Below are 24,884 nucleotides of genomic sequence, written 5' to 3'. Positions count from 1 at the left end.
TTTCCCGCAATGCGTCGTCCGGCGGCGCCACGAATGGGAAATCTCGCCCAACCGACACACCGCAAACCTTGTGCGAGTCCTGTAGGAGCGGCTTCAGCCGCGACGGACACAGCGTTGGACAGGCCGGTCACAGACATCAGGACCGAAGCCTCGTCCTCCATGCACCCAGCCAGCGCCGCCCCCTGTGGGGCGCCGGGCCCAGGCCCAGCGCGAGCAACGCGCCGCCCAGCCACAGCACCGGCAGCGGGCCGCGCTGGTCGGCGATGGCGCCGAACACCGGCTGCACCGCGGAGCGACTTCAGTCGCGACGCCATGGCGGTGGAAACACCATTACCGGATTCGGCCCGGACCAAGCGCTCGCCCGGATCGCCCAACCACCCCAACCCACTTCAATACACGTCGCGCCGATACCGCCCGGCCGCACTGAGCGCATCCAGCGCCTCCTCGCCCAGGATCTCGCGCAAGGCCGCGTCCACGCCGCGGGCCATGCCGTCCAGGCTGCCGCAGACGTGCAGCGTGGCGCCGCGCGCGAGCCAGGCGCGCACCTCGTCGGCGGCCTCGCGCAGGCGATCCTGCACGTAGACCTTGCCTGGCTGGTCGCGCGAGAACGCCCAGTCCAGCCGCTGCAGATGGCCGCTGTTCCGCCAGGCGCGCAGTTCCGCGCCGAACAGCGCGTCGTGCGCGGCATTGCGCTCGCCGAACAGCAGCCAATGCCCGTGCGCGCCGGCCTGCTCGGCTTCGCGCAGCAGGCTGCGCAACCCGGCGATGCCGGTGCCGTTGCCGATCAGCAGCAGCGGCGCATCGCCATGGCGGCGGAAACCGGGGTTGGCGCGCACCCGCGCCTGGACCGCGGCGCCGAGCGGCGCATGCAGGCACAGCCAGCCCGAGCCCAGGCCGGCGCCGCCGTCGCTGCGCCGGGTCAGGCGCACCACCAGTTGCAGCAGGCCGTCGGCCGGCACCGAGGCGATCGAGTATTCGCGCAGCGGCAGCTGCGGCAGCGCATCGAGCCAGGCCTGCAGCTCGTGCGCGTGCCCGGGCGGCGCCAGCGCGCGATCGGCCAGCGCCGCCTGCAACGGCACCGTCACGCCACCGGCGCGCACCGGCACGTCCGCCGCCACGCCGTGCGCGGCCAGCCAGTCGCGCACGGCATCCGCAGCGTGGCAGGGCTGCACTTCCAGGATGTCGCCGGCCTGCCACTGCGCCTGCGCCGGCGGCGCCAGATCGATGCGCCACACCGGCGCGCCGGCGCTGCCGGGATTGAGCAGCGCGCGTCCGGCCAGGCGCCATTCCAGCGACGGCGGCGCCTGCAGTTCCGGCGCCGCGGCGTCCACGCCGGTCACCGCGGACAACTGCCGCTGCCACTGCGCCAGCGCCTGCGGATCGGCGTTGTCCACCTCCACCGCCGGAAACAGCGCCTGCGCGCCCTGCGCGGCCAGCCACTGCTCCAGCCGGCGCGAGAACCCGCAGAAGCGCGCGTACTGGCGATCGCCCAGCGCCAGCAGCGCATAGCCGAGGTCGGGCAATGCCTGCGCCTGGCGCAGCACCTTCTTGTCGAAGGCCCGCGCCGGGTCCGGCGCCTCGCCGTCGCCGAAGGTGCTGACCACGAACAGCGCGCGCCGCGTGTGCGCCAGCTGCGCCGCATCCAGCTGCGCCAGCGACTGCACCTGCACCGGCACCCCGGCCGCCTGCAGCTGGCCGGCGGCCTGCCAGGCCAGGCGCTCGGCGAATCCGCTCTGGCTGGCGAACCCCACCAGCCACGGCTCGGCGGCCGCCGGCGCAACCAGCTCCAGGCCGCGGCGCGCACTGCGCAACGCGCGCTTCTTGCGGCGCCGGTCCAGGTACAGCAGCCAGCCGGTGACGAAGAACAGCGGCATGCACAGGCTGGCCAGCATCACCAGCACGCGCCCGGGCAGGCCGAAGAAACTGCCGCTGTGCAGGGCGAACACGCTGCTCAGCAGCTGCCGCCCCAGCGGCTGCTGCCGGTAGTCCAGGCGGCGCACGACGCGACCGCTGCGCGGGTCGATCTCCACGCCGTCGAAGGCGCGGCTGTGCGCCGGATCGTCCGCCAGGTAACGCGCGATCGCCGGCTGGCCGGGGCGGCCGGGCAGGCGCAGGTCCAGGTAGGCGCGGCGCACGCCCGGCAGTGCGTCGAGCGCGGCCTGCAGCCGCGCATAGTCGACCGCCGGCGGCTTGCCGCCACGGCCGCCACCGCCATTCTCCGCGCGCTCGCCGCCGAGCACCGCCACCAGCCCCTGCCGGTACCAGTCGTAGGACCAGTACAGCCCGGTCAGCGCGATCAGCAGGTAGACCGCCAGGCACCAGGTGCCGATCACCGAATGCAGGCTCCACAGGAAACCGCGCCCCTGCCGCTTCCATTCCACCGCCCACCACGCCCGCCAGCTCCACCACTGCCGCGGCCAGCGCAGGTACAGCCCGGACAGGCAGAAGAAGATCAGCACCAACGCGCAGGCGCCGGTGACCGCCTTGCCGCGCTCGCCCGCCGCCAGGCGCCGATGCAGGTCCTCGACGAATTCGAACACCCCGCTGAGCCGCGGCTCCGGCACGGTCTGCCCGGTGTAGGGATCGAAATACAGGCGCCCGCCGTCGCGGCCGGCCAGGCGCACGTTGGAGGGGCGCGTGCCGGTGGGGTCGATCAGCAGGCGCGTGGTGCGGTGGGTGCCGCCCAGGTCCAGCCGCCGCGCCAGTTCGGCCAGCGGCAGCGGCGCTTCGCCGGCGGCGTGGCGCGCGGCCACCTCGGCCAGCGGCGGGTTGGCCCAGCGCACGATCTCGTCCTCGAACGCCAGCGCGGCCCCGCTCAGGCCCATCACCGACAGCACCAGCCCGGCGCTGATGCCGAGCAGCCAGTGCAGCTGGAACAACAGCGTCTTGGTCACGGCAAGGCAGGGTCGAAGGGCGGCCAGGCATTGTAGATGAGAATGCTTATCGAATCCGCACCGGACCGTTCCCCCCTCCGCCGGCACGACGGCGGCTGACACGGGCGCCACATGCAACGGTCACCGCGACGACATCGCCCGTGGCCATTTTCTTCGCTCCCCCTGGTCAGCGAGGTGCGCGATGTCCTTCTCCCTGCGCGGTTGCGTGGCGCTGCTTGCGTTGTTCACCGCCCACACGGCGATGGCCGTCACCGGCTGCGCCACGCTGTACGCCGGCGGCACGCCGCCGAGCGTGGACGCCGCGCAGCGCGCGCGCACCACCGAGGTCTGCCACACCGAGTACGCGATACTGGCCTCGGGCGCGACCAAGGGGCCGCTGTACTCGGCCGAGCACCTGACCGACCAGCAGGTCACCGGCGCCGAGGCGATCGGCCGGGTCGGCTCGTTCCACGAGGAAACCGCCATCCCCGCCGCCGACCGCTCCAGGAGTTCGGACTACACCAACACCGGCTTCGACCGCGGCCACATGACGCCGGCCGGCGACGCGTCCACCGAGCGTTCGGAGAAGGAGACGTTCTCGATGGCCAACGTGGTCCCGCAGGACCACAAGCTCAACACCGGCGAATGGGCGCGCATCGAGGAGCAGGTGCGGCAGCTCGCCAGGCAGCGCGGCGAGCTCTACGTGGTGACCGGCCCGGCCTTCGACGACAACGCGGCGACCATCGGCACCGACCAGGTGGAAGTGCCGGAATACGTGTGGAAGGCGGTGTACGAGCCCGGCGTGGGCGCGGCGGCGTACCTGTGCGTGAACGACGACAGCATCACCTGCGACGTGGTGTCGATCGACGACGTGATCACGATGGCCAGCGTCGATCCGTTCCCGGCGATCGCCGCGGCGATGAAGTCCAGGCCGATCGCGTTGACCTTGCCGTGAGTGGAGCCGTGAGTGGAGCCGTGAGTGGCGCGGGGATTGGGGATTGGGGATTCGTGACCGTGCGGCCTGCTGAGTCTGTACGGGTCCCTTGGCTGCGTACGGAGCTGTGAAAGACGTCTGCAGGTGCGTTCGCGCGGGCAGGGCGTGCGCCGCTGCGGGCAGCGGGCTCGCTCGTCGAATCATCCGTGGATCGCAGTGCACGGCGTTCACCCCACGTGCGCGGTCATGGCCTCCACCAGCGCGGCGAACACCGCGGCGCAGGCGGCGCTCCCGCGCAGGTCCTGATGCATGGTGATCCAGGTCTCCAGGCCCAAGCGCACCTGCTGCGGCAGCACCGGCAGCAGGCGTGGCGTGCGCCGGGCCAGCGGCACCTGAAAGAAGCCGATGCCGCAGCCGGCGCGGATCAGGGCCAGCTGCGCCAGGTCGCTGTCGGCGCGCAGCGCGAATGCCTCGCGGCGCCACAGCGGCAGCGCCGCGCGCGCGGCGCGCAGGAACGGCGTCTCCGCATCGAAGCCGACCAGCGCGTGCTGGGTGAGTTCGTCCAGGCTTTGCGGTGTGCCGTGCCGGGCCAGGTAGTCCTGATCGGCATACAGGCCGAGCGCCACCGCGCCGATGCGGCGGGCGACCAGCAGGTCCTGCTCCGGCCGGGTCATGCGCACCGCCACGTCGGCTTCGCGATGCAGCAGGTCCTGCACGCGGTTGCTCAGCACCAGTTCGAGCCGCAACTGCGGATGCGCACGGCGCAATCGCGCCAAGACCGGCGGCAGCACTTCCGCGCCGATCACCTCGCTGGCGGAGATCCGCACCGTGCCCTGCACCGCCTCGCCATGGCGGCCCGCCGCGCGCTGCAGCGACGCGGCGATGCTGCCCATCGCCTGGGCATGGCCGCGCAGCGCCAGCGCCGCATCGGTCGGCAGCAGCCCGGTCTGCGAGCGCACGAACAACGGCACGCCCAGCGCCTTCTCCAGCGCCGCCACGTGTCGGCCGACGGTGGGCTGGGTCAGCGCCAGCGCCCGCGCCGCCGCGGACAGCGAGCCCTCCTCCAGCACCGCGAGGAAAGACCGGTATAGCTCCCAACCGATGGCGTTGTCCATGCGTAAATGTATAGCGGACCCGCGATGTTCGCCAATTCCTTTGCAGCGAGGCCGGGACCAGACTGGCCACCTTCCCCGCAGCGGAGCACGCCCATGACATCACCTTCCACCGCCCTGGTCCTGGGCGCCACCGGCGGCATCGGCGGCGAGATGGCACGCCAGCTGCGCGACGCCGGCTGGCAGGTCCGCGCGCTGCAGCGCAACGTTCCGGCCGCCGGCGAGACCCGCGACGGCATCCATTGGCTGCGCGGCGACGCGATGCGCCGCGAGGACGTGCTGCAGGCCGCGCGCGGCTGCGCGGCGATCGTGCACGCGGTCAATCCGCCCGGCTACCGGCGCTGGGCCGAGCTGGTGCTGCCGATGATCGACAACACCATCGCCGCGGCCTGTGCCGAGGGCGCGACCGTCGTGCTGCCGGGCACGGTCTACAACTACGGCCCGGACGCCTACCCGGCGCCAGACGAAGACGCACCGCAGACGCCGGCCACGCGCAAGGGCGCGATCCGGGTCGAACTGGAACGGCGCCTGCAGGCGGCGACCGCGCACGGCGCGCGGGTGATCGTGGTCCGCGCCGGCGACTTCTTCGGCCCGCGCGTGGGCAACAGCTGGCTCGCGCAGGGAATGGTGAAACCGGGCCGGCCGGTCGCCACGGTGATGCTGCCGGGAGATCCTGGCGTCGGCCACCAATGGGCCTACGTGCCCGACGTGGCGCGGACCATGCTCCGGCTGCTGCAGCAGCGCGAGACGCTGCCGGCATTCGCGCGCCTGCACATGGACGGACACTGGGACGCCGACGGCACCCGGATGGCCGCGGCAATCGCGCGCGCGGTGCGCCGCCACGGCATGGCGACGCCGAAGACCCGCCGCTTCCCGTGGTGGCTGTTCACCCTGGCCGCGCCGTTCTGGCCACTGGCGCGCGAACTGCGCGAGATGCGCCCGCTGTGGCGCCATCCGCTGCGCATGCGCAACGCGCGCCTGCTGCAGGCGCTCGGCGAAGAGCCGCACACGCCGCTGGACGAGGCGATGGAGGCGACGCTGGCCGGATTGGGCTGCCTGCCGGCGGCGGCTTCCGTGCCGGTGCCCCGGTCGTCCGCATCGACGACATCCGCATAAGCGCCGCGCCTGCGCGAAACGTACGTCAATGAGCGTTTTTATGCATCTGTAGGAGCGGCTTCAGCCGCGACGGGCGTTACCGGTAACGCCCGTCGCGGCTGAAGCCGCTCCTACAAAATGGCATGTCCGGATCGGCTCAGCGCGCGTCGCGCAGCCAGCGCGCCACCTGCGGCGCGAAATAGGTCAGCACGCCGTCGGCGCCGGCGCGCTTGAACGCCATCAGCGATTCCAGCACGCACTTGCGCTCGTCCAGCCAGCCGTTGGCGGCGGCGGCCTTGAGCATCGCGTACTCGCCGCTGACCTGGTAGGCGAAGGTCGGCACGCGGAACTCGTCCTTCACCCGCCGCACCACGTCCAGGTACGGCATGCCGGGCTTGACCATGACCATGTCGGCGCCCTCCTCCAGGTCCAGCGCGATCTCGCGCAAGGCCTCGTCGCCATTGGCCGGATCCATCTGGTAGGTGCTCTTGTCGGCCTTGCCGAGGTTGCCGGCGCTGCCCACCGCGTCGCGGAACGGGCCGTAGAAGGCCGAGGCGTACTTGGCCGAGTAGGCCATGATGCGCACGTGCAGGTGCTCGTCGGCATCCAGCGCGCGGCGGATCGCGCCGATGCGCCCATCCATCATGTCCGACGGCGAGACGATGTCCACCCCGGCCTGCGCGTGCGACAGCGACTGCTTGACCAGCGCCTCGACGGTGACGTCGTTGAGCACGTAGCCGTGCGCGTCGATGATGCCGTCCTGGCCGTGGGTGGTGTACGGGTCCAGCGCCACGTCGGTCATCACCCCCAGCTCGGGGAAGCGCGCCTTCAGCGCGCGCACCGCGCGCTGCGCCAGGCCGTCCTCGTTCCAGGCCTCGGCCGCGTCCAGGCTCTTGCCGGCGGGGTCGATCACCGGGAACAGGTCGATCACCGGGATGCCCAGTTCCAGCGCGGCCTCGGCCTCTTTCAGCAGCTCGTCCAGCGACAGCCGCTCCACCCCGGGCATCGAGGCGATCGGCGCGCGGCCGGGCAAGTCGTGCACGAACACCGGCCAGATCAGGTCATCGGCGGTGAGAGTGTTCTCGCGCATCAGCCGGCGCGAGAAATCGTCGCGGCGCATGCGCCGGGGGCGGTAATGGGGATGGGCCACGCAAGGCTCCTGCAGGGAAGGATCTGGCATCGCGCACGCGGCGACACGAGGCAGCGCCCGGCATCGCGGGCCGCGCCGCACGCACCGGCGCGAACGGGAACGGCCGCCACGGCGACCGTCGTTCCCGAATTTTACGCCTGCCGGCCGCGGATGGACGCGGCGTGCTGCAACACAGCAGCCCACTGCCTCGCCAGGATCGGGATGTCCGGCATCGCACCGTCGCCAGCGCACGAACACGGTGCCGGGCGGCCCATGCCGCACTGGACGCGCATGCCGCCGTGCCGGCGGCCGCGCGGGGGGAGCGGCGGTCAGATCACCCCGCCGCCCAGGCTCAGCCGGATCACCCCGACCACGATCACCAGGCCGTTGAGGATCAGCCCGGTCTTGGCGCGGCCGCGCTTGGGCGCCGAGGTGAACAGCAGGCCGATCGCGGCGATGATCGCGCCGACCGCGGCGAACGGGATCACGAACCAGTTGCCCCAGCCCAGCAGCGGGATGAAGGCCAGGATCATCCACAGCAACGCCACGATGCCCCACAACAGACTGATCAAGCCCATGCCGTCGCCCTTCGCTGAATGCCAGTGCGCACCATAGCGCGCGCCCCTGCCGGCGCAAGCCAACTCTTGGCACAGGGCTCACGGCCGGCATGCCACGGTGGCGCGGCGATGGCGGGTACGTCGCGGTTCACCGATCCCGCCTATCATCGCCTCGTATCCGATCCGCGGGGGTAATGCCATGAACATCCGACCGCTGTTGCCGCTGGCGCTGCTGTTCGCGCTGGCCGGCTGCGCCAGTTCCTCCAAGGTGATGGTCGGCGCGCCGCGCCCGCCGATCGACCCGGCCCTGGTCCAGATCTATTCGACTCCGCCCGTCGGCGCGGTCGACATCGCCCAGCTCGAATCCTCCAGCGCGGCCGGCTTCGGCACTCAGGGCCAGACCGATGCGGCGATGGCGCGGCTCAAGCGCGAGGCGGCCAAGCTCGGCGCCAACGGCGTGGTGCTGATGGGCGTGGCCTCGCAACGCTCGGGCGGCGGCATGTCGGTCGGCGCCGGCAGCTACGGCGGCCACGTCGGCGGCGGCCTGGGCATCGGCATCCCGACCACCCAGAAGCGCGCGGCGGGCATGGCGATCTGGGTGCCGCCGGGGGCGCAGGTGCCGGCCTCGCCGCAGCCCCAGCAGCCGGTGCCGCCGCAGGAACGCTGAGCCTTCTGTGGGAGTGGCCCGGCGGTTTTCCGCTGTCGGAGCGCCGCTCACCGGACAATCGGCCGTCGCGGGCAGATGCCGGCCCGGCCCCGACATCCGGCTTCGCGGTTCCGGGTGGGCGCGGGATCCAGGCACAGGCGACCGCCCTCGGGAACCCTTGGTAAGCTATTGGCCAGGTTATAGTATTCCCGACCCTCGGGTATATCAGGGGGGCCGCCTCCGGCCTTGCGTCCGGACCCGCGAGGGTCATGGTACGTCGCTAGTCTGAGCACCCGGATTGGACCGTCTTTGACAGAAGGACTCGTTATGAAGCGCTGGATATGGATATTGGTCGCGTTCTTCGGGCTGCAGGCGACTGCTGAAGCGGCGGGTTTCTATGTTCCCCTGGCCTGCCGCGACGATGATCCCTTCGTGTTCTGCACGCAGGGATGCAAGGACCAGGACAAGAACTGGATTCCGACCGATCCGGTCAGCGGGGCCTGGATCGCCGCACCGGGATACTGTCCCTACCCGACCACCGGCACATGTTGTTTCGGCTATGTCTGCTTCCTCCCATGGACGCAGACGGCAGTGACCGCCGTCGGGCAGTACATGAGCGTGTGCCCCGTCGCCAGGAAAGAAGGCAACTGGAAGAACACGGACGGGCGGCGCCCCGAGAGCGTTCCCTACGATCACTGACGCGGCTGCGGAGCCTGCGCGCCGACGACGATCACCACGCTGGAGCAGTTCAAGCCCATCTGCCGACGGCCGGCAAGAAGGGCGAGTGGAGCGAAAGACGGGCACTGAGCCGCCTGCCGGCATGCTGCCGCGCCAGCGGCGCGGCAGCATGCCGGTTCACTTTCGCTGCGCCGGCACGAACACCTCGTCCACCGCCGTGGCCAGCTGGTCCGGCGGCAGCAATCCCTGGTCGAGCAGGAAGTTGTTGAACTTGAGCCGGTCGAACTTCGCGCCCAGCGCCAGTTCGGTGCGCATGCGCAGTTCCATGATGCGGCTGTAGCCGTAGAAGTAGCTGCCGGCCTGGCCGGGCGCGCGCATCATGTAGCGGTCCAGTTCCTGCCGCGCCATCGCTGGCGACAGGCCGACGTCGTTCTCCAGCACCAGGCGCGCGCGTTCGCGGTCGGTCAGGCCCAGGTTGAGCATCGGGTCGAGCATGGCGCGGGCGGCGCGCAGCAGGCGGAACTGCAGCGCGATCAGCTGGCCGTCCAGCGGCTCGTACGGGACCAGTTCGGCCTCGGCGTACAGCGCCCAGCCTTCGACGTTGACCGAGTTGAACGCGAACATGCTGCGCGCCAGCGACACGCCGCGCTCGACCATCGCAGTGAACTGCAGTTCGTGGCCGGGCCGGCCTTCGTGCGCGCTCAGCGTCCACGCCGCCGAGCCGTAGTTGAAGTCGTCGTAGTGCTCGCCCTTGCCGCCGGCATCCGGGTTGCCCAGCGGCAGCACGAAGGTGCCCTGCTCGCCGGTGTTGCCGACCAGCGGCGCCGGGCGGAAATGCGGCGCCGGTTGCGCCGCGCTCTCGGCGGCCGAGCCCAGCCGCATCTGCATCGGCCGCTGCGGCACGTCGACGATGCGCTGCTGGCGGATGATCGGGTCGATCTGCTCGATGACGCCGCGGTAGTGGGTCTCCAGCTTGTCGTTGGCGATGGTGTCGCGCTTGAGCGCGCGGATCACCGCGCGGTAATCATTGGCATCGTCGACCTTCAGGCCCTTGGCCTTGGCCACCAGCGGCGCCAGCTGCTGCATCGCCGCGCGGGTCTCCATGAATTCCAGCTGCGCGCGCTGCATCAGCAGCTGCGGGGCGATGTCGATGCCGACCTGCTTGAGCTGGAAGGCGTACAGCTCCGGCGGCAGGCGCGCGTCCTCGCGCGCCTTCGGCAGCACCACCTTGCGCGTCCACGCGGCGTAGTCCTTGAACTGTTTGTCCATCGCCGCCAGCGCCGGCGCGGCGCCGTCGATCTTGTAGGTCGCGAACAGTTCGCGGATGCCCTTGGCGTAGGTGTCCACGTTGCTCAGCGCCTGCTCGACCTCGCGCCGGGTCGGCGGCAACAGCGTGCCGTCGGCGAGCTTTTCCTCGTAGCGCTGGCGGGCCTGCAGCAGCGTGGAGGCGCTGCCGGGCGCCAGGCCGACGTAGCGCTGCAGCCGGTCCAGCGCCTTGGCCCGGCGCGGCGCCGGCACCTGTTCGGACAGCAGGTTGTTGATCCCGCCGAACACCATCTGCGGCGCATCGTGCCATGGCAGCAACAGGCGCTCTTCCAGGGTGCTGCCTTCGATGGCCTGGTCGGCGGCGTGGATCATGATCGCCAGGTCCTGGCGCACGTTGGGATCGCGTTCGAGTTCCAGCTTCTCCTGCAGCGCGCGCCTGGCCTGGGCGATCGCGTCGCGATAGCGGCGGCCGTTGTCCGGACCGAGGTCGGTGACCTTGTCGTCGTAGCCGGGCACGCCGAAGAAGCTCACTTCCTCCGGCTGGAACGGGGCCTGCGCCTGCAGCAGGATCTGCGCGAACTCGTTGCTGCGCGCCACCCATGCCGGGCTGGCGGCCTGGGCCTTCGCCGGGGCGGCCTGCGCCAGCGCAGGCAGCGGTGCGGCCAGGGCCAGTGCGATGGCGAGGACGAGTGGCTTCATCGGTGGATCTCCAGCGGGACGATGCGGCGACCGTACGCGGCGCGTGCCCGGCCGGCAACCTGCCGTAGGTCATGGACGCGCCGCGTCCGCGCGTGCGGCACCCATGAACGAACGCGGCGACATGGCGATCCGGCCCCGCTCGCTGCGCGCACTGCAGCGCAGCGAATCGACGCATCGCTTGCGCTACCGCGGCGCGGCGATGCGCCGGGATGGTTGCCGGCGCATCGCGCAGTCGCCCGACGGTCCGGCCGGCGCCCTTGGCCGCCGGCGGCGGCACGCGCCGCGTGCCACCCACCTGCACGCTGCTACCGCGCGCTGTCGGCCTCTGCCGACGCAGCCGGGTCCGCGTCGGCCGGCGCGTCGCTGGCGGCATCCATTTCCGGGTCGGACTCGACGTCGGTCTCGCCGGAGTCGTCCAGCTCCGACGCGTCGTCGAGCAGCGGAATCGCCTCGCCTGCGTCGGGCAGCACCTGCAGCGTGGTGTAGTGCCATTCGCCGGCATGGCGCTCGGCCTCGATGTACAGGGTGCCGTTGCCGCGCGCGCCGTGCAGCGAGACGCTGAAGTTGGCGCTGCCGGTGCCGTTGCCGGTGGAAATGCTGCCGCTGGGCATGATGCCGTCCTCGACCGGCGCGCCGAGCGCCTCGAGCACCCGCGGGTCGTGCTGCGCCGCCTTCAGGCCGACCTGATAGGGCTCGGACGATTTGGTGACGCGCGCGATGCCGACCACGAACACGGCGATCGAGGCCAGCAGCATCGCGCCGAGCAGCAACGCCAGCAATGGCACCATCCATTTCCAGTGCCGCGACCACCAGCCGCGCTTGGCCGGTAGCTGCGGCTGCGGCTGTGGCTGCGGCTGCGGCGGTGCGGCGGGCGTCTCGGGAAGCGGCGGAGGCGTGGACATGCAGGGAACTCCTTTTCGGATAGAGGCGGTGCGCGGCGTGCGATCAGGGCTTCAAGCAACGTGCCAGGAACGCTTCGGTGGTGCGGTAGCGGTGCAGCGCGGTGCTGCCGGACAGGCCGTGCTTGGCCCCGGGATAGGTCATCAGCTCGAACAGCTTGCCGCGTTTCTGCAGCTCGCTCATCAGCGAGGTGGAGTTGGTGAACAGCACGTTGTCGTCGGCCATGCCGTGGATCAGCAGCAGCGGCGAGGTCAGGCCATCCAGGTGCGCGGCCACGCGGCCGTCGCGGTAGCCGTCCGGATTGGCCGCGGGCAGGTTCATGTAGCGCTCGGTGTAGTGGCTGTCGTACAGGCCCCAGTCGGTCACCGGCGCGCCGGCGACGCCGCAGGCATAGGCCTCGCTGTGCTTGGCCAGCAGCATCAGGGTCATGTAGCCACCGTTGGACCAGCCGTACACGCCGATGCGCGCGCCATCCACCCACGATTGCGCCTTCAGCCAGGCGACGCCGCGCAGCTGGTCGTCCACCTCCACCGTGCCCTGGCGCTGGTATAGCGCGCCGCCGAAGTCGCGGCCGCGGCGCGGGGTGCCGCGGTTGTCGACCGAGAACACGACGTAGCCGTGCTGGGCCAGGTACTGGTCGAACAGCGCGTCGCCGCGGCTGGGCCAGCCGTCGAGCACGGTCTGCGCGGCCGGGCCGCCGTAGACGTAGACCACCACCGGATAGCGCTTGGCCGGGTCGAAACCGGCCGGCTTGGTCAGCCGGTAGTGCAGTGGCGTCTTGCCGTCGGCCGCGGTCAGGCTGCCGAATTCGACCGGGCGCTGCGCGTCGCGGTATTTCGCGTAGGGGTGCTGCGGGTCGGCCAGGTCGTTGACCAGCAGCGTGGCGATCTTTTCGCCGTTGGCGCGGAACAGCTCGATCTGCGGCGGCGTGGCGGTGTTGGACCAGCTGTCGACGTAGACGCTGGCGTTCCTGGCGAAGCTGGCCGCGTGCGTGCCGTTGGGTTTGGACAGCTTCTCGATCGCGCCGCCGGACAGCGGCACCGCGTAGACGTGGGTCTGGGTCGGCGACTCCTTGGTCGCGGAGAAATAGACTCTGCCGGCACTCTCGTCCACCGCCAGCAGTTCGTCGACGATCCAGTCGCCGTGGGTCAGCGGGACCAGCTTGCGGCCGTCTTCCGAGGCCAGGTACAGGTGCGCGTAGCCGCTGCGCTCCGAGCCCCAGACGAAGCGGCCGTCCTTGAGGAAATGCAGGTCGTTGTGGAGCGGCACCCAGGTCTTGCTGGTCTCGGTGACCAGCACGCGCTGCGCGCCGCTGGCCAGGGTCGCCTCGACCAGCTCGAGCCGCTTCTGGTCGCGCGACTGGCGCTGGAAGGTCAGCCGCTGCGCATCGCGCCAGTCCACCCGCGCCAGGTAGATGTCCGGATTCTTTCCCAGGTCGATCCACTGCGGCTGCGCGCCGGCGCGCGGCGCGAGGGTGCCCAGCTGGATCCGGACGTTGGGCTGCCCGGCCTGCGGATAGCGCTGGTCGATCACCTCGGTGTGGTCGGCGTAGACCTCCGGGCGCTTCTGCACCGGCACGCCGGATTCGTCGATGCGCGCGAAGGCGATCGCCGAATCGTCCGGCGCCCACCAGTAGCCGGTGTGGCGGTCCATTTCCTCGTCGGCGACGAACTCGGCCACGCCGTTGCCGATCGTGTCGCTGCCGTCGCGCGTCAGCTGGTGCTGCTGGCCGCTGGCCAGGTCGATCACCCACAGGTTGCGCGCACGCACGAAGCTGACGTAGCCGCCCTTGGGCGAGATCTTCGGGTCGGTGGCGAAGCCCTCGCCGTTGGTCAGCTTGCGCACCGCGGCCTGGCCGCTCTTGCGCAGGTCGTACAGGTACAGCTCGCCGCCGAGCGGGAACAGCAAGGCGCGCGCATCCGGCGACCACTGGTAGTCGACGATGCCCGCGTAGGCGGAAATGCGCTGGCGCTCGCGCCGCGCCTTCTCCTCGTCGCTCAGCGTCTCGGTGCCGGGCAGCACCACCTTCGAATCCACCAGCAGCCGGGTCTGGCCGCTGGCGATGTCGTATTCCCACAGGTCCAGCTGGTTGCGGTCGCTGTCCTTGCCGCGCAGGAAGGTCACCCGCGAACCGTCGGGTGCGACCTTGGGCTTCATCAAGGTGGGGCCGGACAACGGCTTGCTGCCGGTGATGGCCTCCAGGGTCAGTTTCTCGGCGTGGGCGGGAACGAGGGGGGTGGCGAGCATGAGGGCGAGGGCGGCGAACAGAGAGCGCATGAAGGTTCCTGGCGGAGCGCCGGGCGCAGCGGCGATGCGTGCGCGCCCGGGGTTGAGGAGCGTGGTGCGGACCGGCTCAGCGCTGGCCGAACAGGTGCTTGCGTTCGGCGTCGCTGAGCGGCTTGCCGGCGTTCGGATTGACCCGCTCCTTCAGCGCGTAGGCGCGCTGCGTGGCCGGGCGCGCGGCGATCGCGTCGTGCCAGCGCTTGAGGTGCGGGAACGCGGCGTAGTCGGGCGTCAGGCCGTTGTACACCTCGATCCACGGATAGCTGGCCATGTCGGCGATGCCGTACTCGGCGCCGGCGAGGTATTCGCTGTGCGCCAGGCGCTTGTCGAGCACCCCGTGCAGGCGCCGCACCTCGTTGCCGTAGCGATCGATCGCATAGCCGATCTTTTCCGGCGCATAGACGTTGAAATGGCCCATCTGCCCGGTCATCGGGCCGAGCCCGGCCATCTGCCAGAACAGCCACTCCAGCGCGAGCACGCGCCCGCGCGGATCGGCCGGCAGGAAGCGGCCGGTCTTCTCGGCCAGGTACAGCAGGATCGCGCCGGACTCGAACACGCTCTGCGGCGCGCCGCCGTCGGCCGGCGCATGGTCGACGATCGCCGGCATCTTGTTGTTCGGCGAGATCGCCAGGAATTCCGGGGCGAACTGCTCGCCGGCGCCGATGTTGACCGGCTTGACGGCGTAGTCCAGCCCGGCTTCCTCGAGCAGCAGGGTGACCTTGTGGCCATTGGGCGTGGGCCAGTAGTACAGATCGATCATGGCGACGGTCCGGGAAACGGGGCGCCCAGTGTAGCCGCGCCCCGCGCTTGGCAGCATCCCGGCGGGCCGGTACCCTGCGCCCTTCCTGCAACGCAGCATCGACACCACGCCATGAGCCCTCCGCGCCCGCAGCCCCGCCTCAATCCGCTGTCCAGCCTGATCTTCGCCTCGCGCTGGCTGCAGCTGCCGCTGTACCTGGGCCTGATCGTCGCCCAGGGCGTGTACGTGTTCCTGTTCGGCAAGGAGCTGTGGCACCTGATCCACGAGGCGCCGAGCCTGGGCGAGCAGCAGATCATGCTGATCGTGCTCGGCCTGATCGACGTGGTGATGATCTCCAACCTGCTGGTGATGGTGATCGTCGGCGGCTACGAGACCTTCGTCTCGCGGCTGGGCCTGGAGGGCCACCCGGACCAGCCGGAGTGGCTGAGCCACGTCAACGCCAGCGTGCTGAAGGTGAAGCTGGCGCTGTCGATCATCGGCATCTCCTCGATCCACCTGCTCAAGACCTTCATCGCGGTCGGCGCGCTCGACGGCATGCCGATGTGCTCGCCGGAGCAGCTGGCCAGCGCCACCACCGCCACCGTGGGCCTGAAGACCTGCGCCACGCTGACCGCGACCGGGGTGCTGTGGCAGACCATCATCCATGGCATCTTCATCCTGTCGGCGATCGGCATCGCCTGGACCGACCGGTTGATGTCCGCGCCGGCCAAATCGGCGCACTGACGCCGCGCCGGTCCGGCCGCCGCAGGGACCCGTCAAGCACGCGGCGGACGTGGATGCTAGATTGAAGGATGGGTGCGCTGGCAGGGACGGGGGGAGCCGGTCCGGCCGCGCGGAGCACCCACGCTGCGTATTCATTGCCATCACCGGGGACTAGGGGGAAGCATGTTGCATGTAACGACATTCGCAAAGGCGCGCCGCGTGGCGCCGGTGTTGCTGCTGGCCGCGCTGGCGGCATGTTCCAAGCAGGAAGACGCCCCTCCGGCCGCCGCGCCGGCAGCGGCACCGGCGGCGACCGCACCGGCTGCGCCGGCGGTCTCGGCCAAGGTGCAGTCGATGGGTACCGAGCAGCTGCACGCATCGGCCAGCCAGGCGCTGCGCGAGAACCGCATGTACGCCCCGGCCGGCAACAACGCGGTCGAGTACTACCTGGCGCTGCGCGACAAGCAGCCGGACGACGCCGCGGTGAAGAGCGCGCTGACCGACCTGATGCCGTACACGCTGATCGCCGCCGAGCAGAGCATCAACCGCGAGGACTTCCCGGAAGCGCAGCGGCTGGTCGCGCTGATCGAGAAGATGGACAGCCAGGCGCCGGCGTTGCCGCGGCTGAAGCTGGGCGTGAGCAACGGCATCCAGGCCGTGGCGCAGCGCAGCCAGGAAGAGACCGACAAGGTCAAGAAGGAGGCCGAGCAGAAGGCCAAGCTGCTGGCCGAACAGCAGAAGCAGGCGCAGCAGCAGGCCAGCGAGGCGCAGGCCGCGCAGCAGATCGCCGCGCAGCAGGAAGCCGCGCGCCGCGAGACCGCGCGCCAGGACGCCGAACGCCAGGCCGCCGCGGCGCGCAGCGCGCCGGCGCCGGCCCCCGCGGCGGCTCCCGCCGCAGCGCCGGCCGCGCAACCTGCCGCCGCGTCGCCGGCCGCCACGGCCGCAGCCGGCACGCAATCGCTGCGCGCGATCAGCACGCCGGCGCCGCGCTACCCGCCGGAAGCCCTGCGTTCGGGCACCGCCGGCGAAGTGCTGGTGGAGATCACCGTCGGCACCGACGGCTCGGTCACCAACGCCCGCGTGCTGCGCGCCACGCCGCCGCGCGTGTTCGACCGCGAGGCGCTGAACGCGACCAAGCGCTGGCGCTTCGAACCGGTCAGCGCGCCGGTGACGACGCGGCGGACCTTGGCGTTCAATCCCGGCGGCTGAGGGTCGGAACGCGCCGCCAGCAAAGCCCGGAGCGATCCGGGCTTTTTTTGTGGGCGCGCGCTCGCCTCTGCCGTCGGTCACCAGGCCCAGTGGCCGATGACAGGCCCGCCGCCGCCTTCTAGGATCGGCCCAGCCGTCGCCACCGGAGACCGTCATGAACCTGCGCGTCCTGTTGTCCCTGTGCCTGCTTGGCGTCGCCACCGCCGCCCGTGCCGGCAACCCGCCGCCACCGGAAGACCCCTACGCGCCGGCACGCGCGATCGTGGCCGACATCGGCAGGATCGTGACCCCGGATGGCGTGCAGGAAACCTTCGAGGTCGAGCTCGGCGGCACCCGCCAGGTGGTCAACGTGCGCGGCGCCGACCGCGCCAATCCGTTGCTGCTGTTCATCCACGGCGGGCCGGGCGCGGTCGAGATGCCGGTGGCGTGGTCGTTCCAGCGGCCGTGGGAGGATTTTTTCACCGTCGTGCAGTGGGACCAGCGCGGCGCCGGGCGCTCGTTCCCGCTCAACGATCCCAAGACCCTGGCGCCGACCCTGACGCCGGCGCGCTACCGCGACGACGCGATCGCGCTGATCGAACAGTTGCGGCGGCGCTACGGCAAGTCGAAGGTGTTCGTGCTCGGCCACAGCTGGGGGTCGATCGTCGGGCTGGAGGTGGCCGCGCAACGGCCGGACCTGCTGTACGCCTACATCGGCATGGGCCAGGTGATCGACTTTCGCGCCAGCGAGCGCGCCGGTTACGACTGGGTGCTGGAGCAGGCGCGCCGCGACCGCAACGCCACGGCGGTGGCCGAACTGGAGGCGTTGCAGCCATACCCGGGCAATGGCGCGTTCGACATCGACAAGATGACCACGCAACGCAAATGGTCGATCCACTACGGCGGACTGGCGGCGGGACGCGAGGATGCGAATTTCTATTTCCGCGCGCCGCGCCTGTCGCCCGAATACACGCCGGCCGACATCCAGGCATGGGACCACGGCAGCGCGTTCACCATCGCCACGCTGTTCCCGCAACTGGCCGACGTCAGCTTCGCCTCGCTGCACACGCTGCGCGTGCCGGTGATCATGCTGCTGGGCCGGCAGGACTACACCACGCCCTCGGCCCTGACCGCCCGCTGGCTGGAGCGGTTGCAGGCGCCGCGCAAGAAGGCGGTCTGGTTCGAGCACTCGGCGCACCTGCCGATGGTGGAGGAGCCCGGCCGCGTGCTGCAGGCCTTGCTCGCCGAGGCGCTGCCGCTGGCCACCCCGGCGCCACGCCAGCCGGGCGGCCAGGCGGGCGGCTAGCGCGGCGCCTCGGACGCAGCACGCGGCGCTGGCCGCGCCTGACCGATCGGCCCTCCCCCGCGCGATCCGGGTGCCGCGCGCTCGGAACGTCAGCGGTCGCCGGAGAAGCGTCCCGCGCGCCAGGCGCGCCTCGTCGCCGCCAGGCCGACCGCCATGCACACCACGAGCCCGGGCAACGAGGCTTCCGGACCGAACGCGCCGCCGGTCAGCCAGTCCGGGACACCGGCGCGTGCGGTGCTGTGCGCGATCGCGGGGCCCATCGCGGTGCCGGAGACGGCCGCGCCGAACAGATAGCCCTGGGTGAAATTCCAGGCGGCATGCACGCCGATCGACATCCAGATGCGCCCGGTGAGGACATAGAAGGCGCCGAGCATGATGCCGGCCTCCAAGGCGATGCACATCGCCGCGAACACGGTCGCGTTCGGATTGCCGATGTGGGCGAAGCCGAACAGCGCGGCCGAGGCCGCGAACGCCACCCACGGACCGAAGGCCCGCCACAACAGGCGCAGCAGGATGGCGCGCAGCATCAGTTCCTCGACGACGCCCGCCTGCACCGCTTTGCCGACCGCGACCCAGGCCGGCGCCGGGCCAGCGAACCGGATCTCGTAGAGGCCGCACGCGGCCATGATGGCCATGACCGTGGCGAACATCGCCGCCCCCAGCAGCAGGCCGGCCACCATCTGCGGCAGCAACGGCCGCATCGCGAGTTCGGAAGGCCAACGGTCTTCGCACAGCCGAACGGCCAGCACATAGACCCCCAAGGCGACCGCGACCGACGCCAGGTAGGGAGCGAACTGCGCCAGGCCGGAAGTCCTGGACCAGGCGCCCAGCAGCTTCGCCGTCCACGCGGACGAGGCGGCGACCAGCACGAACAGCACGAAGGCCCAGGCGACCGCCCTGAGCCAGCGCAGCCGCCCGGCGCGCAGAAAGCGGCGTTCGCCCAGGTCGATCTGGCGTGCGCCGAACGCTGCGACGGAACCGGACGAAGGAGCGTGGCGAGGTGGCGAATCGGAGAGCATACGTTTCCATAAGTGCATGACGCATGGAACGGCGCGCGAAGAACGGCCTGCGCCGTCGCACCGGTGAGCGGCGGCGGCAGGCCGGTGACGCGCCTGCGATCAAGAGCGGCGGCGCGGCGGCCCAAGGCCAACACCGGTCCGCGCGCCCTGCGCTTGCGTCACCCCGAGATCGCCAGGCGCTCCTGCCGGTAACGACGCACCGCGGCCAGCCACAGCACCGCGGCCAGCCCGAAGCCGGCGGCCAGGTACACCGCCCAGATCTGCAGGTCGATCGGTTCGCGGCGGATGATCTTCAGCAGCATCTGGTTCTGCGCCAGGAACGGCACCGCGAACTGCCACAGCGTGGTCTTCAGCGGATACACCATCAGCGCATAGCCGGGCAGCATCGGCAGCAGCATCAGCCAGGTCATGTGGCTCTGCGCTTCCTTCATGCTCTTGGCCGCCGCGGCCAGCACGGTCAGCAGCGAGGTGCCGATGAACAGCATCGGCACCAGCACGAACAGCATCTGCAGCATCGCCACGAAGCCGACGTTGAGCTGGCGGCCGATGCCGCTGGCGAACTGCGCGCTGAGCTTGAACGCGAGCAGGGTCAGCAGCAGCGAGGCCAGCCCGACCACGCAGGCGGCGGCGATCTTGCCGCTGACGATGGCCCCGCGCGAGGCCGGCGTGGCCAGCAGCGGTTCCAGCGATTGCCGCTCGCGTTCGCCGGCGGTGGCGTCGAGGATCAGGTAGGCGCCGCCGATGAACGAGGTGATGGTCAGCAGCACCGGCAGCAGGATCGACAGCAGCGCGCCGCGCTTGGCCTCGGCGGTGGCCAGGTCCTGGGTGGCGACGTCCAGCGGCCGCGCCACCTGCGCGTCGATGCCGCGCGCCAGCAGCCGCAGGGCGCCGACCTGTTGGTTATACATGCTCAGCGCCGCCTGCACCCGCGTGGCCGGGATGTCGGCATCGCGGCGGGTGCTGTCCTTGACGATCTCGACCAGCGCCGGCCGGCCCTCGCGCCAGTCCTGCGCGTAGTCGTCGCCGATGCGCAGCGCCAGGTCGATGTCCTGGTTGCGGATCGCCGCGGTCAGGTCCTTGGGCGGGTCCACCGCGTTCAGGCCTTGAGCGGCGAGGAAGGCGACCAGGTTCGGCGCGCGCTCGCGGCCGATCACCGGAATGTCCAGCGGCTTGTCGATCTGGGTCCTGACCCGGCTCTCGGCCAGCGCGCCCATGCCCAGGATCAGCGCCGGATACAGCAGCGGGCCGAGCAGCAGCGCCAGCGCCAGGGTGCGGCGGTCGCGGGAGAGATCGCGCAGTTCCTTGCGCATCACGGTGAACACGGTTCGGAACAGGCTCATGCGTGCAATCCCTCGTCGCTGCCGATCGCCTTGACGAAGGCGTCTTCCAGGTTGTCCTCGCCGGTGAGGGCGCGCAGTTCGTCGGCGGTGCCGGCGGCCACCACCGTGCCTTTGGCGACGATGACGATGCGATCGCACAGCGCCGCCACCTCCTGCATGATGTGGCTGGAGAAGATCACGCAGCGTCCCTCTTCGCGCAGCCCGCGCAGGAAGCCGCGCATCGCGCGGGTGGTCATCACGTCCAGGCCGTTGGTGGGTTCGTCGAGGATCACGTTGCGCGGATCGTGGACCAGCGCGCGCGCGATCGCGGTCTTGGTGCGCTGGCCCTGGCTGAAGCCCTCGGTCTGGCGGTCGAGGATGTCGTCCATGTCCAGCGCCGCCGCCAGCAGCCGCGTGCGCTCGGCGATGCGCGCCGCCGACAAGCCGTGCAGTTCGCCGAAGTAGGCGATGTTCTCGCGCGCGGTCAGGCGCTTGTACACGCCGCGCGCGTCGGGCAGCACGCCCAGCGCGCGGCGCACCGCCAGCGGATCCTGGCCGACGTCGATGCCGTCCACGCGCACCTGGCCCTGGTCGGGCGTCATCAGCGTGTACAGCATGCGCAAGGTGGTGGTCTTGCCGGCGCCGTTGGGACCGAGCAGGCCGGTGATCTGGCCGTCGGCGGCTTCGAAGCTGACCCCTTGCACCGCCTGCACGGTGCCGGCCTTGGTCTTGAACGCCTTGTGCAGATTGTCGGCGACGATCATGCGCGGTCCTCCCTGCGAAACGCTGCGCGGCTCATGGTTCCCATCCGTTGAATGAAGTGAAGGCCGGCACGCCGCTCATCGCGTCCAGGCAGGTGGCGTCGAGGCGCTTGGCGTCGGCGTTCTCGAAGAACTGGCCGAGCAGTTTCGGCATGCAGCCCAGGGTCATGGTGCCGTGGCCCTGCCCGCGCACCACCAGGTGGCGGCCGTTGGGCAGGCCCTGCAGCACGCGCGCGGCGTAGCGCGGCGGGGTCACCGGATCCAGCTCGCCGGAGGTCAGCAGCACCGGCAGCGTGGACTTGAACGGCGCGGTGAAACCGGCCGGGCGCGTGCCGGTCGGCCACGACGGACAGGCGGCGAAGAACATCTGCGCCACCTCCGGGCCGAGCAAGGTGTCGCCGCCGGCGGCAGGCGCGCGGTAGCGGTCCGCATCCTCGGCGCAGATCACCGACCATTGCATGCCGCGGTTCATCTGCCCGTCCATTTGCTTGCCCATCATCTGCGCCAGCGACATCAGCGGGGCGTAGCGTTCGTGCGCGGCCTCGTCCAGCACCAGCGGCAGCAGCGAGGCGGTCTGCGGCACGTACGAGAACGAGAACGCCAGGCTGGTGACGGTGTCGGCGGTGACCCGGTCGTGCTTGCTCTCGCCGCTGGCCGGGTCGCGGTAGTCCACCTCCACCGGCGCTTGCCGCAAGCGTTCCACCACCGTGCGCAACTGCGCGCGGGTATCGGTGGGGAAGCGCTTGGCGCAGGCCGGAGTGGCCTTGCACTGCTCGGACTGCAACGTGATCGCATCCTCGAAGGTGGTGGCGAATTCGCCGCCGACCACCAGGTCGTTCGGCGCCACGCCATCGATCACCACGCTGCGGGTGTGCGCGGCGTAACGCGCCGCGTACTGCTGGGCCACGCGGGTGCCGTAGGAGCCGCCGATCAGGTTGAGCTTGTCCGCGCCGAGCGCGGCGCGCACCGCGTCCAGGTCGGCGATGGCCTGGGTGGTGGTGTAGTAGCGCGGATCGGCGCGGCCCTGCAGCGACTGCGCGCATTGCTTGGCATAGTCGGCCAGTTCCGCCGCGGTGGGCGCGCGCGCCGGATCGGCCAGCTGCATCTCCTTGCCGTCCGCGCCCAGGCAGCTCAGCGGGTTGGACTGGCCGGTACCGCGCTGGTCGATCAGGAACACGTCGCGGCGCTTGCGGGTGTCGCGCAGGGCCAGGTCGACGATGCTGGCCACCTCCGTCGCCGCCTGGCCCGGTCCGCCGGCGAGGAAGAACACCGGGTCCGGCTCGCTGCTGCCCTGGCCGCTGACCGGCAGCCAGGCGATGTTGAGTTCGATCTTGCGCCCGCCGGGCGCCGCCGGATTCTCCGGCACCGGCATGCGCGTGCATTGCGCTTCGACGTTGCTGGCCGCGACCGGGCTGGTCAGCGTGCACGGATGGAAACGCAACGCGCCGTAGCTGCGTCCCGCGCTCTGCGCCGTGGGTGCCTGCGCGGCCTGGCAGGCGGCGAGCAGCAGGGTCGCCGCGACGACGGCGAGCGGTCTGCATGGGTGTGGCATGGTTCGCGTCCTTGAATTCATGGGGTGCAGGATGCCATGCCGGAGCATGGCGGCGTAGGTGACCGATGGCAGGGCAGACGATGGCTGCAAGCCGCTACTCGGCGTCGTCGAACAGGAACACCTGCTCGATGCTGTGCGCGAACAGCCGCGCGATGCGGAACGCCAACGGCAGGCTCGGATCGTACTTGCCGGTTTCCAGCGCATTGATGGTCTGCCGCGACACGCCCAACTGCTCGCCCAGCTCGCCTTGCGACCAGCCGCGCGCCTCGCGCAGTTCGCGGATGCGGCTGTTCATTGGTAGCGGCGCGCATTCACGCCCTTGGCGATGCCGTAGGTCACGCACAGCATGGGGAACACCCACAGCATCGCCGCCGACGCCGGCAACGCGATCATGCCGGCCGCCTGCAGGAATCCGGCGGTCATGTAGCCGCCGCTGACCAGTGCGGCGGCGATGGCGATGGACTCCAGTTCGATGCGCCGTTGCATCTCGTCGGAATCGCGCACGAAGCGCGCCACCGCGCGGATCACCAGCGCCACCAGCAGCGCCGGCAGCAGCGCGATCAGCACCCGTGCCCAACCGGCATCCACGCTGGTGAGCAGGCGCTTCCAGCACAGCATCACCACGACGTAGACCAGCATCGGCGGGCCGAACTCGCGGTAGTAGCGACGCGCCAGCGCCGGCGGCGCGCTGTCGCGCATGCTGCCCGACGACGACCACAGCACCAGCGCCAGGAACACGCCGCCGATGCACAGGCCGAACCAAAGCCCGCGAAGGTAATCGTCGCCGCGCAACAGCCGCAACCACGACGTGGCCGCGAGCATCGCCACGCTGACGCTCAGCACCACGATCGCGCTGCGCTTGCAGCGGTTCACGACCGGACCCCGACCACAGCGCCGGCCGACCGCGGCCGGTACCGATCAAATGCCACCACGACGTTCCGCATACATCCCCCTGTCAAGCACGCTTTACAGGAGGATGCGCGTGACCGGGAGCTATGTCAAGCGTCCTTTACAGGCAGCGGTGTGGGACCGCGCGGGCTCTGCTGGGTAGCGCTTCGGCGTCTATCGCGTCCGGTCCAAGCGAGTTCGCGCCTTTTCTCTTGCGGCCGGCCGCGCCCAGTTCGAGGGCGGGGTTTTCCGATGTGGCCGGGGCCAGGAATTTCGATGTTGATGTCTATCCCCGATCGCGGAAGGATCGGTCCGACGGGAGGCGTACCCGCTATTTTCGATCGGGCCCTGTCAGCTCAACGTGGAGCGGTGACTTCACGATTGCGCGCGACGGTCTGCTCGTGACTGAGGGCGGACTTCTCCGCCATGAAGCTCTTGATCAGAGCCTCGCGATCGCCGGGTGCGCGCGCCTTGTCGGCCGCCGACAGCGCATCCTGAAGATCAGGCAGCGTCAGTTCCGTGCAATAGGCGGGCGTGCCCGGTTGCTGGCGCCATGAATTCGCAAGATCGCCGGCATCCAGCGCATCGAAACCGGTTTCGTTCACCAGCTCGCACGCGATCGCCTTGGCATGCGCATCGTCGCCTGCGACCGGGATCGCGATTCGATTGGCCGTACCGGCCGCCGCGCCACCTTCGGCGAGCGTCTGCGCGAGGACCGCGTTGAACGCTTTCACCACTGGCCGGCCCAGCTGTTCGCTCGACCAGACGCTTTCCGGCTTGCCGCCGTCGACCTCCGCGACGTTCCCGTCGCGCATCGGGTAATAGTTGGAGGTATCGATCACCACCACGCCGGCCGGCACCTCGGCAAAGACACCGGCGACCTCGGGGATCTTCGCGAACGGGATCGAAAGAACGATCGCGTCGACGTCCATGACCGCATCCTGCGCGGCAACCGGGACCGCGCCGACCTCCCTGGCCTTCTCGCGGACGTCGTCAGGTCCCTTCGAACCGGCAAGCTTCACTGCATGTCCGGCCGCTGCCAGCTTTCGTGCAAGCGTAGCGCCGATGTTTCCCGCGCCGATAATGCCGATCTTCATGTTGATCTCCTCTGGATGATCGTTGATTGAAGGTGTCGCGTGACGTGCGGATCGATCTCCTATTGTGCGGGAACACACAGATGATCGCGCAGGACGAAGCTACGTCCGTAGAATACGAAT

22 protein-coding genes are annotated in these 24,884 nt (G+C 70.6%); 7 read left to right on the top strand and 15 right to left on the bottom strand.

Going from position 1 to position 24,884, the window contains the following annotated elements:
• Nucleotides 1-389: 389 nt before the first annotated feature.
• Nucleotides 390-2,894, bottom strand: coding sequence for a PepSY domain-containing protein (locus OCJ37_RS01790; RefSeq protein ID WP_263111986.1), 2,505 nt, complete (start codon nucleotides 2,892-2,894; stop codon nucleotides 390-392).
• 181 nt (nucleotides 2,895-3,075) lie between these two features.
• Here OCJ37_RS01790 and OCJ37_RS01785 point away from each other — a divergent pair, with 181 nt between their 5' ends.
• The gene (locus OCJ37_RS01785) at nucleotides 3,076-3,828 is read left to right on the top strand and encodes a DNA/RNA non-specific endonuclease (protein WP_263111984.1); all 753 of its coding nucleotides are present in this window, start codon (nucleotides 3,076-3,078) and stop codon (nucleotides 3,826-3,828) included.
• A 206-nt stretch (nucleotides 3,829-4,034) separates the two neighbouring features.
• Here the strand turns inward: OCJ37_RS01785 and OCJ37_RS01780 are convergent, their stop codons facing one another.
• A complete protein-coding gene (locus OCJ37_RS01780; RefSeq protein ID WP_263111983.1) occupies nucleotides 4,035-4,922 on the bottom strand; it encodes a LysR substrate-binding domain-containing protein in 888 nt (295 codons plus the stop codon).
• Between the two features lie 93 nt (nucleotides 4,923-5,015).
• Between OCJ37_RS01780 and OCJ37_RS01775 the strand changes: the two genes are divergently transcribed.
• Entirely contained in the window at nucleotides 5,016-6,035 is a 1,020-nt protein-coding gene (locus tag OCJ37_RS01775; RefSeq protein WP_263111982.1) for an NAD-dependent epimerase/dehydratase family protein, read from the top strand.
• Between the two features lie 136 nt (nucleotides 6,036-6,171).
• On the opposite strand, the gene hemB is transcribed toward OCJ37_RS01775, so the two are convergent.
• Nucleotides 6,172-7,164, bottom strand: coding sequence for a porphobilinogen synthase (gene hemB, locus OCJ37_RS01770; protein WP_263111981.1), 993 nt, complete (start codon nucleotides 7,162-7,164; stop codon nucleotides 6,172-6,174).
• Between the two features lie 308 nt (nucleotides 7,165-7,472).
• Nucleotides 7,473-7,721 (bottom strand): hypothetical protein, encoded by a 249-nt coding sequence (locus OCJ37_RS01765; protein WP_263111980.1) that lies wholly within the window; start codon nucleotides 7,719-7,721, stop codon nucleotides 7,473-7,475.
• Nucleotides 7,722-7,899: 178 nt separating this feature from the next.
• On the opposite strand from OCJ37_RS01765, the gene OCJ37_RS01760 reads away from it, so the two are divergent.
• Nucleotides 7,900-8,367 (top strand): YbjQ family protein, encoded by a 468-nt coding sequence (locus OCJ37_RS01760; protein WP_263111979.1) that lies wholly within the window; start codon nucleotides 7,900-7,902, stop codon nucleotides 8,365-8,367.
• Between the two features lie 306 nt (nucleotides 8,368-8,673).
• Nucleotides 8,674-9,045, top strand: coding sequence for a hypothetical protein (locus tag OCJ37_RS01755; RefSeq protein ID WP_263111978.1), 372 nt, complete (start codon nucleotides 8,674-8,676; stop codon nucleotides 9,043-9,045).
• A gap of 156 nt (nucleotides 9,046-9,201) precedes the next feature.
• Here OCJ37_RS01755 and OCJ37_RS01750 read toward each other — a convergent pair whose 3' ends face one another.
• The 4 genes from OCJ37_RS01750 to OCJ37_RS01735 all read right to left on the bottom strand — a co-directional run bounded on the left by OCJ37_RS01750 (nucleotide 9,202) and on the right by OCJ37_RS01735 (nucleotide 14,932).
• Nucleotides 9,202-10,989 (bottom strand): DUF885 domain-containing protein, encoded by a 1,788-nt coding sequence (locus tag OCJ37_RS01750; RefSeq protein ID WP_263111977.1) that lies wholly within the window; start codon nucleotides 10,987-10,989, stop codon nucleotides 9,202-9,204.
• 305 nt (nucleotides 10,990-11,294) lie between these two features.
• Complete coding sequence (locus OCJ37_RS01745) at nucleotides 11,295-11,891, bottom strand: cytochrome c oxidase assembly factor 1 family protein (RefSeq protein ID WP_263111976.1); 597 nt, start codon at nucleotides 11,889-11,891, stop codon at nucleotides 11,295-11,297.
• Between the two features lie 43 nt (nucleotides 11,892-11,934).
• Nucleotides 11,935-14,166 carry a dipeptidyl aminopeptidase 4 gene (locus OCJ37_RS01740; RefSeq protein WP_263111974.1) on the bottom strand — a complete coding sequence of 744 codons (2,232 nt, stop codon included), beginning with the start codon at nucleotides 14,164-14,166 and terminating at the stop codon, nucleotides 11,935-11,937.
• Nucleotides 14,167-14,242: 76 nt separating this feature from the next.
• Complete coding sequence (locus tag OCJ37_RS01735; RefSeq protein ID WP_263111973.1) at nucleotides 14,243-14,932, bottom strand: glutathione binding-like protein; 690 nt, start codon at nucleotides 14,930-14,932, stop codon at nucleotides 14,243-14,245.
• A 111-nt stretch (nucleotides 14,933-15,043) separates the two neighbouring features.
• On the opposite strand from OCJ37_RS01735, the gene OCJ37_RS01730 reads away from it, so the two are divergent.
• The 3 genes from OCJ37_RS01730 to OCJ37_RS01720 all read left to right on the top strand — a co-directional run bounded on the left by OCJ37_RS01730 (nucleotide 15,044) and on the right by OCJ37_RS01720 (nucleotide 18,128).
• Complete coding sequence (locus tag OCJ37_RS01730) at nucleotides 15,044-15,655, top strand: TIGR00645 family protein (protein WP_263111972.1); 612 nt, start codon at nucleotides 15,044-15,046, stop codon at nucleotides 15,653-15,655.
• A 162-nt stretch (nucleotides 15,656-15,817) separates the two neighbouring features.
• Nucleotides 15,818-16,843, top strand: a complete 1,026-nt coding sequence (locus OCJ37_RS01725; RefSeq protein ID WP_263111971.1) for an energy transducer TonB — start codon at nucleotides 15,818-15,820, stop codon at nucleotides 16,841-16,843.
• 154 nt (nucleotides 16,844-16,997) lie between these two features.
• On the top strand, nucleotides 16,998-18,128 hold the full coding sequence (locus tag OCJ37_RS01720; protein WP_263111969.1) for an alpha/beta fold hydrolase: 1,131 nt from the start codon (nucleotides 16,998-17,000) through the stop codon (nucleotides 18,126-18,128).
• Between the two features lie 89 nt (nucleotides 18,129-18,217).
• Here the strand turns inward: OCJ37_RS01720 and OCJ37_RS01715 are convergent, their stop codons facing one another.
• The 7 genes from OCJ37_RS01715 to OCJ37_RS01685 all read right to left on the bottom strand — a co-directional run bounded on the left by OCJ37_RS01715 (nucleotide 18,218) and on the right by OCJ37_RS01685 (nucleotide 24,764).
• Nucleotides 18,218-19,147 (bottom strand): CPBP family intramembrane glutamic endopeptidase, encoded by a 930-nt coding sequence (locus OCJ37_RS01715; RefSeq protein ID WP_263111967.1) that lies wholly within the window; start codon nucleotides 19,145-19,147, stop codon nucleotides 18,218-18,220.
• A 158-nt stretch (nucleotides 19,148-19,305) separates the two neighbouring features.
• Nucleotides 19,306-20,496 (bottom strand): ABC transporter permease, encoded by a 1,191-nt coding sequence (locus OCJ37_RS01710; protein WP_263113547.1) that lies wholly within the window; start codon nucleotides 20,494-20,496, stop codon nucleotides 19,306-19,308.
• On the bottom strand, nucleotides 20,484-21,230 hold the full coding sequence (locus OCJ37_RS01705; RefSeq protein WP_263111966.1) for an ABC transporter ATP-binding protein: 747 nt from the start codon (nucleotides 21,228-21,230) through the stop codon (nucleotides 20,484-20,486). The genes OCJ37_RS01710 and OCJ37_RS01705 overlap by 13 nt, the downstream gene beginning before the upstream one ends.
• 31 nt (nucleotides 21,231-21,261) lie before the next feature.
• The gene (locus tag OCJ37_RS01700; protein WP_263111965.1) at nucleotides 21,262-22,779 is read right to left on the bottom strand and encodes an alpha/beta hydrolase; all 1,518 of its coding nucleotides are present in this window, start codon (nucleotides 22,777-22,779) and stop codon (nucleotides 21,262-21,264) included.
• A 94-nt stretch (nucleotides 22,780-22,873) separates the two neighbouring features.
• Nucleotides 22,874-23,074, bottom strand: coding sequence for a type II toxin-antitoxin system RelB family anti-toxin (locus OCJ37_RS01695; protein ID WP_263111964.1), 201 nt, complete (start codon nucleotides 23,072-23,074; stop codon nucleotides 22,874-22,876).
• Nucleotides 23,071-23,601 (bottom strand): hypothetical protein, encoded by a 531-nt coding sequence (locus OCJ37_RS01690; protein ID WP_263113546.1) that lies wholly within the window; start codon nucleotides 23,599-23,601, stop codon nucleotides 23,071-23,073. Before OCJ37_RS01690 ends, OCJ37_RS01695 begins: the two co-directional genes overlap by 4 nt.
• A gap of 422 nt (nucleotides 23,602-24,023) precedes the next feature.
• A complete protein-coding gene (locus tag OCJ37_RS01685; protein WP_263111962.1) occupies nucleotides 24,024-24,764 on the bottom strand; it encodes an NADPH-dependent F420 reductase in 741 nt (246 codons plus the stop codon).
• Between the last annotated feature and the right edge of the window lie 120 nt (nucleotides 24,765-24,884).

Origin of the sequence: Xanthomonas sp. AM6 (assembly GCF_025665335.1) — a bacterium.
Classification (GTDB): domain Bacteria; phylum Pseudomonadota; class Gammaproteobacteria; order Xanthomonadales; family Xanthomonadaceae; genus Xanthomonas_A.
Note: the sequence above shows the minus strand (reverse complement) of the source record. Positions and strands in the feature narration are given on the sequence as shown.

Coding starts and splice junctions, on each gene's coding strand:
- OCJ37_RS01785 (WP_263111984.1), top strand. CDS start 3,076: ATGTCCTTCTCCCTGCGCGGTTGCGTGGCGCTGCTTGCGTTGTTCACC.
- OCJ37_RS01780 (WP_263111983.1), bottom strand. CDS start 4,922: ATGGACAACGCCATCGGTTGGGAGCTATACCGGTCTTTCCTCGCGGTG.
- OCJ37_RS01775 (WP_263111982.1), top strand. CDS start 5,016: ATGACATCACCTTCCACCGCCCTGGTCCTGGGCGCCACCGGCGGCATC.
- OCJ37_RS01765 (WP_263111980.1), bottom strand. CDS start 7,721: ATGGGCTTGATCAGTCTGTTGTGGGGCATCGTGGCGTTGCTGTGGATG.
- OCJ37_RS01760 (WP_263111979.1), top strand. CDS start 7,900: ATGAACATCCGACCGCTGTTGCCGCTGGCGCTGCTGTTCGCGCTGGCC.
- OCJ37_RS01755 (WP_263111978.1), top strand. CDS start 8,674: ATGAAGCGCTGGATATGGATATTGGTCGCGTTCTTCGGGCTGCAGGCG.
- OCJ37_RS01750 (WP_263111977.1), bottom strand. CDS start 10,989: ATGAAGCCACTCGTCCTCGCCATCGCACTGGCCCTGGCCGCACCGCTG.
- OCJ37_RS01745 (WP_263111976.1), bottom strand. CDS start 11,891: ATGTCCACGCCTCCGCCGCTTCCCGAGACGCCCGCCGCACCGCCGCAG.
- OCJ37_RS01740 (WP_263111974.1), bottom strand. CDS start 14,166: ATGCGCTCTCTGTTCGCCGCCCTCGCCCTCATGCTCGCCACCCCCCTC.
- OCJ37_RS01735 (WP_263111973.1), bottom strand. CDS start 14,932: ATGATCGATCTGTACTACTGGCCCACGCCCAATGGCCACAAGGTCACC.
- OCJ37_RS01730 (WP_263111972.1), top strand. CDS start 15,044: ATGAGCCCTCCGCGCCCGCAGCCCCGCCTCAATCCGCTGTCCAGCCTG.
- OCJ37_RS01725 (WP_263111971.1), top strand. CDS start 15,818: ATGTTGCATGTAACGACATTCGCAAAGGCGCGCCGCGTGGCGCCGGTG.
- OCJ37_RS01720 (WP_263111969.1), top strand. CDS start 16,998: ATGAACCTGCGCGTCCTGTTGTCCCTGTGCCTGCTTGGCGTCGCCACC.
- OCJ37_RS01715 (WP_263111967.1), bottom strand. CDS start 19,147: ATGCTCTCCGATTCGCCACCTCGCCACGCTCCTTCGTCCGGTTCCGTC.
- OCJ37_RS01705 (WP_263111966.1), bottom strand. CDS start 21,230: ATGATCGTCGCCGACAATCTGCACAAGGCGTTCAAGACCAAGGCCGGC.
- OCJ37_RS01700 (WP_263111965.1), bottom strand. CDS start 22,779: ATGCCACACCCATGCAGACCGCTCGCCGTCGTCGCGGCGACCCTGCTG.
- OCJ37_RS01695 (WP_263111964.1), bottom strand. CDS start 23,074: ATGAACAGCCGCATCCGCGAACTGCGCGAGGCGCGCGGCTGGTCGCAA.
- OCJ37_RS01690 (WP_263113546.1), bottom strand. CDS start 23,601: ATGCTCGCGGCCACGTCGTGGTTGCGGCTGTTGCGCGGCGACGATTAC.
- OCJ37_RS01685 (WP_263111962.1), bottom strand. CDS start 24,764: ATGAAGATCGGCATTATCGGCGCGGGAAACATCGGCGCTACGCTTGCA.